The 6960-nt window shown below is 40.3% G+C and carries 15 protein-coding genes; 12 read left to right on the top strand and 3 right to left on the bottom strand.

The window, feature by feature from the left end:
• Nucleotides 1–38: 38 nt before the first annotated feature.
• The 3 genes from AWH49_RS13485 to AWH49_RS13495 form a co-directional block, all read right to left on the bottom strand.
• A complete protein-coding gene (locus AWH49_RS13485; RefSeq protein ID WP_063966138.1) occupies nucleotides 39–1028 on the bottom strand; it encodes a tyrosine-type recombinase/integrase in 990 nt (329 codons plus the stop codon).
• Nucleotides 1029–1118: 90 nt separating this feature from the next.
• Nucleotides 1119–1577 (bottom strand): ImmA/IrrE family metallo-endopeptidase, encoded by a 459-nt coding sequence (locus AWH49_RS13490; RefSeq protein WP_063966139.1) that lies wholly within the window; start codon nucleotides 1575–1577, stop codon nucleotides 1119–1121.
• Between the two features lie 9 nt (nucleotides 1578–1586).
• On the bottom strand, nucleotides 1587–1928 hold the full coding sequence (locus AWH49_RS13495) for a helix-turn-helix domain-containing protein (protein WP_063966140.1): 342 nt from the start codon (nucleotides 1926–1928) through the stop codon (nucleotides 1587–1589).
• A 201-nt stretch (nucleotides 1929–2129) separates the two neighbouring features.
• On the opposite strand from AWH49_RS13495, the gene AWH49_RS13500 reads away from it, so the two are divergent.
• The 12 genes from AWH49_RS13500 to AWH49_RS13550 form a co-directional block, all read left to right on the top strand.
• The gene (locus AWH49_RS13500) at nucleotides 2130–2381 is read left to right on the top strand and encodes a helix-turn-helix domain-containing protein (protein ID WP_063966141.1); all 252 of its coding nucleotides are present in this window, start codon (nucleotides 2130–2132) and stop codon (nucleotides 2379–2381) included.
• 17 nt (nucleotides 2382–2398) lie between these two features.
• Nucleotides 2399–3169 (top strand): phage antirepressor N-terminal domain-containing protein, encoded by a 771-nt coding sequence (locus AWH49_RS13505; RefSeq protein WP_063966142.1) that lies wholly within the window; start codon nucleotides 2399–2401, stop codon nucleotides 3167–3169.
• A gap of 4 nt (nucleotides 3170–3173) precedes the next feature.
• On the top strand, nucleotides 3174–3452 hold the full coding sequence (locus tag AWH49_RS13510) for a helix-turn-helix domain-containing protein (RefSeq protein WP_244886852.1): 279 nt from the start codon (nucleotides 3174–3176) through the stop codon (nucleotides 3450–3452).
• 13 nt (nucleotides 3453–3465) lie between these two features.
• Nucleotides 3466–3639 (top strand): DUF6906 family protein, encoded by a 174-nt coding sequence (locus AWH49_RS20415; protein WP_169816001.1) that lies wholly within the window; start codon nucleotides 3466–3468, stop codon nucleotides 3637–3639.
• Nucleotides 3629–3847, top strand: coding sequence for a hypothetical protein (locus AWH49_RS13515; RefSeq protein WP_063966143.1), 219 nt, complete (start codon nucleotides 3629–3631; stop codon nucleotides 3845–3847). Before AWH49_RS20415 ends, AWH49_RS13515 begins: the two co-directional genes overlap by 11 nt.
• A gap of 12 nt (nucleotides 3848–3859) precedes the next feature.
• The gene (locus AWH49_RS13520) at nucleotides 3860–4180 is read left to right on the top strand and encodes a hypothetical protein (protein WP_063966144.1); all 321 of its coding nucleotides are present in this window, start codon (nucleotides 3860–3862) and stop codon (nucleotides 4178–4180) included.
• A gap of 214 nt (nucleotides 4181–4394) precedes the next feature.
• Nucleotides 4395–4583, top strand: coding sequence for a hypothetical protein (locus AWH49_RS13525; protein WP_063966145.1), 189 nt, complete (start codon nucleotides 4395–4397; stop codon nucleotides 4581–4583).
• Nucleotides 4571–5545: a phage replisome organizer N-terminal domain-containing protein gene (locus AWH49_RS13530; protein WP_063966146.1), complete on the top strand. Its 975-nt coding sequence runs from the start codon at nucleotides 4571–4573 to the stop codon at nucleotides 5543–5545. The genes AWH49_RS13525 and AWH49_RS13530 overlap by 13 nt, the downstream gene beginning before the upstream one ends.
• Nucleotides 5542–5769, top strand: a complete 228-nt coding sequence (locus AWH49_RS13535) for a LexA family protein (protein ID WP_063966147.1) — start codon at nucleotides 5542–5544, stop codon at nucleotides 5767–5769. The genes AWH49_RS13530 and AWH49_RS13535 overlap by 4 nt, the downstream gene beginning before the upstream one ends.
• A complete protein-coding gene (locus AWH49_RS13540) occupies nucleotides 5766–6029 on the top strand; it encodes a hypothetical protein (RefSeq protein ID WP_063966148.1) in 264 nt (87 codons plus the stop codon). Before AWH49_RS13535 ends, AWH49_RS13540 begins: the two co-directional genes overlap by 4 nt.
• An 18-nt stretch (nucleotides 6030–6047) precedes the next feature.
• Complete coding sequence (locus AWH49_RS13545; protein ID WP_063966149.1) at nucleotides 6048–6605, top strand: dUTP diphosphatase; 558 nt, start codon at nucleotides 6048–6050, stop codon at nucleotides 6603–6605.
• Nucleotides 6606–6960: Holliday junction resolvase RecU (locus AWH49_RS13550; RefSeq protein ID WP_063966150.1), on the top strand; the 355-nt coding region annotated here is incomplete at its 3' end.

Below are 6960 nucleotides of genomic sequence, written 5' to 3' on the forward strand. Positions count from 1 at the left end.
ATGGTGGACAAAATCTTAAAAATGAAGCATTAAGACTTCTAACCGCAGGAACTGCGGGGATAGCCTAATCGATAACTGACGTATACGTTGGTGATCTTAGGAATCCACCACTTCAAGCAACTCGTAAGAGTTCTAAGTGGCGGGTGGTTCAAAAATGCCTTATATTTCATCGCGCATTCATTTTGAATGAACCGGAACTTTTTCAGTTCTTTGATCGTGTCTGGATCTAGCTTAACCGTACGGATACCGGCACGCGATTTTGGCGGTTCAATTGTGAGATTATTATTCTTATCACGAGATGTTTGTTTTGTAATCGATAACTTATCGCCCTGTATATCATCCCATGTCAGAGCTAGCATTTCACTGATACGAATGCCGGTCCGTGATTGTATAAAGCACATCATGTAATACGGGCGATACTCGCTATAACGTGGCGGTTTATACTCTTTTAAAAAAGAAAGCAATTGCTGCAATTCTGTCAGTGTATAAAATTCAATTTTCTTTTCGTCCTCGTTGGTGGGGATCGTCAGCTTTTCGATAGGCACTTTTAGTCCATTCATTGGATTTTCCCCGATAATTTTGTAGTCGTGCTGAGCCGAATGAAGAATGCCTTTTAAGATTGATGCAAAGCGGAGACGCGATCCGTATGAATACATTAATTTTCCGCTCTGGTCTTTCATTTCCGAGTATGAATTCATCCATTTTTTGATCATTGGCCGGGTGATCTTGATAATTTTCTTGTCACCGAAATGCGGAATGATATGCATGTTAATCGCTGACCAGTAAGCGTCATATGTAGACCGTCGCACGTTCGGTCGCTTCTCCACTTCCATGTATTCTTGGATGAAATCAGACATGATCCGGTGCTTATCCCCTAGTGTCTGGCCAGTATAAATTTTTTCCTCAATAGCAGCAGCGGCCAGCTGTGCTTCTTTTTTTGTCTTAAATCCACCTTTGCTAACTTCTCGTCCCTCGTCATGCACACGATACTGCCATTTCCCGCTTTTCAGCTTGCGAAAACTTGCCACGTTTACACATCCTTTCTGTTTAAATTGCCGGAATAATAAATTAAAAATTATGACTATTAAGCAAACAACTATTTAACGCAGCACCACCTTTTAGTAAATACGTTCAATATTTAGTGGATCAAACATAATTTTATAGCCTTTGTAATCTATGTATAAGCCGTAATGGGATAAGTAATAGTCTAAAGAAGTTTTTAAAATGTCAGGCGGGATCTCTAAAAAAGTACAGGTGTCTTCTATAGTGGTTAAATGATGTTTATAACAATAGATTAAATCATCAAAAGAAACGAGTTTTTTATAAGACCATCTACGTGCTACAAGTTCTACCTTCCAGTCCCTCATATTACTTGTATCTAAGATATCACCGTATGAAGTCTCGTGATGTCCGATTTCTTCCGCAAGAATAGAATACTTCTCATACAGGCTTTTGTTTTTATTTAAGGTGATTACTCTTCCTTCGATATACCCGCCTAGCATTTTAGGCATATTTGGGTCTTCGATATAGATTAATTCTGGATAGGCTAACATTAATTTTTCCATACGCATCAACATAAACGACACTCACTTTCTACGTGACTTAAGATATTCGAAATACTTTCTGATTTCCTCCATTTCTTCTTCTGTTGCATCATCATCTATATGTGCAGCAAAGGTTTCAATTGTATTAGTATTTGTTTTATTTTCTGCGTCTCGATCCATCAACCAATCTAAAGAAACGCCAAAGTAGTCAGCATACAAATTCGCATCACTAATATTTGGCTCAGAGTCCCCGTTCTCCCACCTACTTATAGAGCTTTTGCCAACTTTCACACCATACTTTGCTGAAAATATATCAGCCAATTCTTTTAAAGATAGTTTCCTGGATGTTCTTAAATTTCTTATATTTTCATGGAAAGGAGCCATTAATTTTCCCTCACTTTATTAATCTATATTTAACTTTTTCATGTGCGCTAAAACCAGTTTAATACAATTGTCCCAAAATTTCAACGACTTTTAATGTTTTATCCCATTTATGAAATAATTGTTTGACTTTGAAGAATTTTGCCGTATACTGTGAATTATAACCATTCCCAAAAACGGGACTGTTAGAAAGGAGGGTTAGTAATGGGTGGCAAAGAAGCCAAGCAGCCTTTCTTTAAATTAAAAGCGTTGCTAGTAACTAGAGGAATTAAGCAAAGAGAAGTAGCTGGATTTCTAGGTATTAGTGATGCGAGCTTTTCTATGAAAATTAATAGAAAAGGAGTAGATTTTAGTCTCACTGAAATTCAGGGTATCTGTGATTTCCTTAAGATTAGTGCAGATGAATTTTTTTTGGTCAGTGGTTCCCAAGAATGGGACATAAATAATATCGCATGAAAGAGAAGGTGAATTACATGGAAGGTTTCCAAATGGGTGCTTTACAGCCCGTTGATCAAAAAACAGTAGATTTTATGGGTGCTGAGTTATTAGCTGTAAAGGCTGATGATGAAAATATTTATGTCGGCGTTAGTTGGATTTGTGAAGGTTTAGGGATGGATGCGAGACGCCAAAGAGAAAAATTGCAGGCGCATATGACTCTTTCAAAGGGGGTGGCGACCCTGCCACTACCTTCGAGAGGGGGTGTGCAGGAAGCTTTTGTAATAAATATCGATTTTCTTCCGCTTTGGCTAGCTTCTATCAATCCAGCGCTAATTAACGAAGTGGCAAGGGATAAGCTGCTTGAATATCAACTAAAAGCAAAAGATGTACTGGCAGAAGCATTTTTACAGAAACAAAAGGTTCCGACATCACCGACGGAAATGGCCAAACTATCACTCCAAGCAATTGTTGAACAAGGCGAGCGGATCGATGGGTTGGAATGCGAAGTAATGGAATTGAAAGAGAAACAGCCGCTTCATCCAGCACAGGCCAAAGCGATCCAAAAAGAAGTGAATGGTAGAGTTCGCTCGGTTCTTAATGAACATTTTGAAGGCAGTAAGCTTGTAAGGACAAAACTATTCAGATCACTTAATGTCGATATTCACAAAGCCTTTGATGTTCCAAACCGCGGTATGATACCAACGAAAAAATATGAAGCGGCTGTTCAATTCATCCGCTCCTGGCAGCCTGATTCGGTAACAAAATACCAGTTGCGATTGGAACTAGGTGAAGGGGAAACGGGGTGAAGATATGGAAATGGAAGCAGTCCGAATCGAAGTCGATCCGAAGGCAATTAAAAAGTTAGCAGCTGAAGAAATCCGTGCTGCGATCAAGGAGATCGACCAGCAACTTGTTTTTTGGGATACCGAAGAATTGTGTCGGCGGACTTGTATGAGTTTAAGTAGCGTGCAACGGTTCCTTTTACACCAACCTGGAATACCGAAAAAACGTGTCGGACAGAAATGGTACTTCCCAGCAAAAGAAACCGAAGAATTCCTGCTTGACTGGCTTGAGAGTCAGGGAGATTGAGAGGGGTGTTTATATGAAAAATCCAAAGAAACCAACACGAAAAGAAATGGTTATTATCGCCTCATACCGGCTTAATCCAATGAATTGGTTAGTGTCGAAGCGGCATAACGGCATGTACATGATTGTGCACCGGATGACCGGTAATGTGCGACAGATCCCGATGGAGATGGCACGGCATGAGTTATAAACAGGTGACATTCCGCTGTGTGGATAAATCAGGCGTCCTAGATCCAATCGAGGAAACATTTCACCTTGATGAACTTGGATGGTTACCAGGACAAAGCATTGCTGCAACAAATCGTTTTTGTGAAGCGGCACTTGAAAGATGGATCAGTATTAATGAGTTAGATGTGTTGGATCGGGATCTTTATAAAATTACTTACTTTTTAGAATAGGAGATGAATAGTTTGCAAATTAAACCGGCAAATAAATTGGCGGAAGTCGCCGAAATTGGACAAAGACAGTATGAAAAGGCTGTTCTGGCTAGTGAGGAATTTAAGAAGTTGTTGAATAATATCGAAAATGCCGCAATGGATGGCTACACATTAAAAGAAGTTGTGTTAGATGACTCTGAAATACGAAGCCATAAAGTATACCAACGAGAATTAGTTAATGCGGGTTACAAGGTCGTATTTCGGACAATTAGCGGGACCAATTTACTTGGTCAACACCTCGAAAAACAAGTGTTTTCCGTGTCTTGGGCTATTCAAGTTGAAGCGGATGAGTAAAAAAGTATCTAAACTAGACAAAATTGTCCAGACATTAAAGGAAAGCGGGATAAAAGCGGCTGTGGTGAAAAGAGTGAAGGTCCATTGAACATAAAAAATACGACGAAGCGTCCAGGCTTCATCGTATTTACATTGGGTAGTCAAGTCGTTTAACTCTTTCATTTTACCACATGGGCCGCTCATCATTCAAATGGAAAGCGGAGGAGATACGGTCATGGTGTATGACGTTGAAGTTGTGCAGATGTCAAAAGGAGAACGTATTCCTTTATTCACTGCTTTGATATACGCAGATAGTGTTACTGAATGCCGCAAAGCAGCGGAAAAGATGCTTGAACAAAATTACGGAGCGCCAACGGGTGCTTTTCATGTAGATATTGAGGAGGGAATGGAATGTCAGATGTAAAGTGGATTAAGCTAAGCACTCACATGTTTGAGGATGAAAAGATCCGTCTGATCGAGAGTATGCCTGAAGCGGATACGATCTTGATCATCTGGGTAAAGCTACTTTCTCAGGCTGGCAAAACGAATGCTAGCGGATATATCTATCTTTCAGAAAATATTCCGTATACGGAAGAAATGCTTGCGACGATTTTTAATCGCCCGCTCAATATCGTGCGAATGGCATTGGAAACATTTAAAGGGTTCGGCATGATCGAAATCGCCGATGATCACATGATTAATATTGCGAACTGGGAGAAGCATCAAAATGTTGAAGGTATGGATAAAATACGTGAGCAAAACCGTATTCGTAAGCAAAAACAGCGAGAAAAACAAAAAGAATTACCTATGTCACGTGACGGTCACGGGACAGTCATGCAAGGTCACGCAACAGATATAGATAAAGATATAGATATAGATATAGATATAGAAAAGAAAAAGAATAATAGTCGCAAACAAGCTTACGACGAATCTTCCGTTTATTATCAATTGGCTAATAGGCTTTATCAAAAAATACTTGATAACAATCCAAATCATAAACAACCGGATTTACAGAAATGGGCGAATGATGTCCGTTTGATGATGGAGCGGGATGATCGTACAGATGAACAGATCCTTTTCTTGATTGACTGGACACAAGAGCATGATTTCTGGCAAGCCAACATTCTTTCTATTGCGAAATTGCGCGAAAAATACGACCAGCTTGTTTTACAAGTGAAAAGCGAACGCGCTGCTGCTGAAAAAGCAGGAAAGCGTCGTGGATCGGGGGTATCTCGCGAAGAAAAATTGCCAGGATGGTTCGAACAAAAAGAATCGATAGACCTGTCAGAAGGTGAAGATGCTGAATTTTTAAGGGAAAGAGCTGCAATGGAAGCGGAATTGCGTGCCCGTGATGCAGCGAAGGAAAAGCGGGAGGTGCTAGATTGAACCAGCTCACACCCGAAGAAAAACGCATCGTCCTTTTTATCCGTGATTTTATCGAAACGAATAAATACGCGCCGTCCTTCCGTGAAGTTGCAACTGCTATGAAAAAACCGCTTGGTAGCATCATCAATAATCGCATGAAAACAATAAGAGAAAAGGGTTACATCGGTTATGTAGACCGTAAATCACGAGCACTATGGCTGACCGAGAAAGGAGAATTATTATGAACAGTATTGGAGATGAACTAATCCAGTCGAATGAGCGGAAGCGGCTCATCATGAAACGGCAGGATGAGATTCTTGCTCTTGGGCAACGTGCGAAAAAAGCGGAGGAAAAACAGCGGCGAGCAGAATCGAAAATCAAGAGAATGACAACTGAATTATTTTCGGACAAGCCTATGCCGCTCCGGTTCGAGCGTATGAAGAAAATTTTGAATGAAAACGAAGGGATGCGGATACGGCACTACGCACATCCAAAACGAAAGTAAAAAAGCGGAGGGAAAGGCATGGATTTGAAAAAATTGTTTGAAATGCAGAGAGTGTTGGATAAACGGATTAACGATGAGAAGGGGCTTCGATATACAAAGCCACCTGCCTGGAAACGTGTTGCTCTTTTAACTGAAATAGGTGAGCTAGCAAATGAGTGGCGTGGTTTTAAAAAGTGGAGCCATGATCAAATACCGAGGAACTGGTGTGAATTATGCCAATTAACTGAAATGCCGCACAAGTGCAGTGTTCCACTTCTTGAAGAATACGTCGATGGATTGAGTTTTATATTGTCGATCGGCATCGATCTTGGAAGTGAAGACTATGCGCCGACATATTCCAGCATTGGTGTTTCATTCGGCGAAGACGATGAACTGACCATTCAATTTGAAGAAGTATACCGGTATGCGTCCTCTTTCAATACGTTTCCGGTTAATGACAAGAAAACATGGTATTCATTCGTTTTTGACAACTATCTAGGATTGGGACAAATGCTTGGGCTTGAGTGGCCAGAAATTGAAAAGGCATACTTTCAAAAAAATGCTGAAAATCACCAACGGCAAGCGGAGGGCTATTAAATGATTAAGCAAAAAATCAGTCATTCAAACCGGGGAAAAGCGCTCCAAAACGCAATTAATTCAACGAATGGAATGTATAAACTCAAAGGCTGGGCGCAGATCGACGAAATACCAACACCGACCAAAAATATTAACGGAAAAATAATATACACTGCTAAAAGTACCGTTGATTATGTCGGCATATCGCATGGTAGAGGTATTGCCTTTGATGCAAAAAGCACACACCTAACAAATCGATTTGACTTGAAAAATGTGCATGATCATCAGGTCCTTTACTTGAAAACCTTTCGTGATCAAGGTGGCGTTGCTTTCTTTATCAGATTTTCAGGCGAGAATACCCCCATCTTCAAATACG

It is taken from the genome of Domibacillus aminovorans (assembly GCF_001643235.1).
Classification (GTDB): Bacteria; Bacillota; Bacilli; order Bacillales; family Domibacillaceae; genus Domibacillus; species Domibacillus aminovorans.

Bases quoted from the DNA above. Each gene is read 5' to 3' on its own strand.
- AWH49_RS13490 (WP_063966139.1), bottom strand. From the start codon at position 1,577: ATGTTGATGCGTATGGAAAAATTAATGTTAGCCTATCCAGAATTAATC.
- AWH49_RS13495 (WP_063966140.1), bottom strand. From the start codon at position 1,928: ATGGCTCCTTTCCATGAAAATATAAGAAATTTAAGAACATCCAGGAAA.
- AWH49_RS13500 (WP_063966141.1), top strand. From the start codon at position 2,130: ATGGGTGGCAAAGAAGCCAAGCAGCCTTTCTTTAAATTAAAAGCGTTG.
- AWH49_RS13505 (WP_063966142.1), top strand. From the start codon at position 2,399: ATGGAAGGTTTCCAAATGGGTGCTTTACAGCCCGTTGATCAAAAAACA.
- AWH49_RS13510 (WP_244886852.1), top strand. From the start codon at position 3,174: ATGGAAATGGAAGCAGTCCGAATCGAAGTCGATCCGAAGGCAATTAAA.
- AWH49_RS20415 (WP_169816001.1), top strand. From the start codon at position 3,466: ATGAAAAATCCAAAGAAACCAACACGAAAAGAAATGGTTATTATCGCC.
- AWH49_RS13515 (WP_063966143.1), top strand. From the start codon at position 3,629: ATGAGTTATAAACAGGTGACATTCCGCTGTGTGGATAAATCAGGCGTC.
- AWH49_RS13525 (WP_063966145.1), top strand. From the start codon at position 4,395: ATGGTGTATGACGTTGAAGTTGTGCAGATGTCAAAAGGAGAACGTATT.
- AWH49_RS13530 (WP_063966146.1), top strand. From the start codon at position 4,571: ATGTCAGATGTAAAGTGGATTAAGCTAAGCACTCACATGTTTGAGGAT.
- AWH49_RS13540 (WP_063966148.1), top strand. From the start codon at position 5,766: ATGAACAGTATTGGAGATGAACTAATCCAGTCGAATGAGCGGAAGCGG.
- AWH49_RS13545 (WP_063966149.1), top strand. From the start codon at position 6,048: ATGGATTTGAAAAAATTGTTTGAAATGCAGAGAGTGTTGGATAAACGG.